This is a genomic window from Roseomonas sp. TAS13, assembly GCF_001950415.1.
Classification (GTDB): domain Bacteria; phylum Pseudomonadota; class Alphaproteobacteria; order Acetobacterales; family Acetobacteraceae; genus Roseomonas; species Roseomonas mucosa.
The window spans coordinates 1-2375 of sequence record NZ_BDLP01000521.1 but is presented as its reverse complement, the minus strand read 5'-3'; the positions used below and the strand labels follow the sequence as shown (position 1 = coordinate 2375).

The window sequence follows — 2375 nt, the reverse complement described above, 5'->3', positions numbered from 1 at the left end:
CGCCTTACGGTGGAGCTGTGCGTAGATGTGATCAAGAGACAGGCGCGTCGCCCTCGGCCCCCCATGCCGGTGCCATCCATCCCCCCGGCGCCAGGGCGCCGAGGGTGAGCAGGCCGGCCAGCAGGCGGAGGCGACCGGCCGTGGCGCCTCGCTTCAATTCCGGTCCCCATAGGAGATGCGGTAGATCGCCCCGGCCGCATCGTCCGAGACCAGCAGGGAGCCGTCCGCCAGCTGCGCCACGTCCACCGGGCGGCCAGCATATTCATTGGTCTCCTCGTCCAGCCATCCCTCCGCGAAGGGCTTGCTTTCCTTCACGCTGCCATCGGCGTTCAGGAAGGTGACCATCACCCGTGCCCCGACCGCCTGGCTGCGGTTCCAGGAACCGTGCTGCGCGTCGAAGATGGCGCCGCGATAGAGCTCGGGGAACATGCGGCCGGTGTAGAAGGTCATGCCCAGGTCTGCCGCATGGGGCGCCATCTCCACCACCGGCGGGACCACGTCGGCGGGCACGGTGTCCTTGGCGTATTCGGCGGTGCGGACCGTGCCGCCGCCATACCAGGGGAAGCCGAAGTTCAGCCCCGCCTTCGTGGCGCGGTTGATCTCGCCGGGCGGGGTGTCGTCGCCCATGCCGTCCACCTGGTTGTCAGTGAACCAGAGCTCGCTGGTGCCGGGGCGGAAGGCGATGCCGACGGAGTTGCGGATGCCGCGGGCGAAGACCTCGCGGTTCTGGCCGTCCCGGTCCATGCGGATGATGCCGCCGATGCCCCACTGGTCATAGAGCGCGCGCTTGGCCGGGGGCGGGACGTTGAAGGGCTGGCCGAGGGCGATATGGAGCTTGTTGTCCGGCCCGATGCGGCAGACCCGGGCGGTGTGGTTGAAGCTCTCCTCGGCGGCCGGGATGAGCTGCCCCTGCGGCACCACCGTTGCCGCCGCGACATCCGGTCCCTCGTAGAAGAACTCCGCCGCCGGAAAGGCCAGGACGCGGTTCTGCTCCACCGTGTAGAGGATGCCATCCGGGCTGAAGCAGAGGCCGTTCGGGATGGCGAAGGTGACGGAGGGCGCGAAGACCTTCACCTCGTCGGCCACGCGGTCCCGGTCCCGGTCGGTGACGGCCCAGATCCGGTTCTTGCGCGTGCCGACGAAGACCACGCCGGAGGAGGGGCCCACAGCCATGTGCCGCGCATCCGGCACCAGGGCGTAGAGGCCGATGCGGAAGCCTTCCGGCAGGCGGATGCGTTCCAGGTTGCGACGAATCTGGTCGGCACGGCGGCCGGTCTGCGGCACTGTCTCCATGTCCCGGCTGGCACCCGTGCCGCGGAATTCCTGCAGCTTCTGCACGGCGTCCCCGCCCGGTGGCGGTGCGGGCTGCGCCCGGGCCTCCCCTTGCGATCCTGGCATGGCCGCCGCTAGCAGCGTCGCGAACAGAAGGGCGGCGCCGCTCTTCCTGGAACCCGTCATGGTGCTTCCTCTCCCGGGGCCGCGGCTTCTCGTGCCGTGTTCTCCCGGTGGAAGACTGCCTCCGCGCCGGCCCGATCGCAACGGTTGTGCAATGGCGCGGGGGATGCGCGCCGGGGCCGTTCCTGGATGGGTTGGCCGGGGGACGAGGCCCACCGGCCGGCGGCGGGAACCCGGAGCGGGTCTTCCGCCCCGAGGCCGTGGTCAGAGCTGTTGCGTGCCGAAGGTGTCGCAGGCGCGGATGTTGCCGCCTTCCAGCCCGCGCCGGAACCAGCGCACGCGCTGCGCCGAGGAACCGTGGGTGAAGGTTTCCGGCTGGACGGTGCCGCGCATCTGCCTTTGCAGACGGTCGTCGCCCACGGCGGCGGCGGCGTTCAGGCCCTCCTCGATGTCGCCATCCTCCAGGATGTGGCGCTCGCGGTTCGCGAGATTGGCCCAGACGCCCGCATAGCAATCGGCCTGCAACTCCACCCTGACCTGGACCTGGTTGGATTCCGGGCTGTTGCCGCCGTAGCGCGCCTGGAACTGGTGCGCGCGTTCCAGCGTGCCCAGCTCGTTCTGCACATGGTGGCCGACCTCATGCGCGATGATGTAGGCGGCGGCAAAGTCGCCGCGCGCGCCCAGCCGGTTCTGCAACTGCTGCATGAAGTCGAGGTCGATATAAACCTTCTGGTCGTTGGGGCAGTAGAAGGGGCCGGTTTCCGACTGCGCCGTGCCGCAGCCGGAGCGCGTGACGCCGGAGAAGAGGACCAGGGTGGGGTCGTGGTAGGTGCGGCCCAGTTGCGCGAACTGGTCGGTCCAGACGCGCTCGGTCTCGCCCAGCACCTGCGCCACGAAGCGGCGGCCGGCATCCTCGCGCCCGGCCTGCCCGGGATCGAGGCGGCGTTCCTGCGGGGCGGGCTGCCCTGTCTCTTGATCAC

Annotated in this window: 2 protein-coding genes; both read right to left on the bottom strand. The window is 70.0% G+C overall.

What is annotated here, in order from left to right; genetic code table 11:
• Positions 1–153 precede the first annotated feature (153 nt).
• A complete protein-coding gene (locus ROTAS13_RS23055) occupies positions 154–1458 on the bottom strand; it encodes a sorbosone dehydrogenase family protein (protein ID WP_075823544.1) in 1305 nt (434 codons plus the stop codon).
• Positions 1459–1659: 201 nt separating this feature from the next.
• The coding region (locus ROTAS13_RS23050; protein WP_075823543.1) for a neutral zinc metallopeptidase at positions 1660–2375 on the bottom strand (716 nt) is incomplete at its 5' end.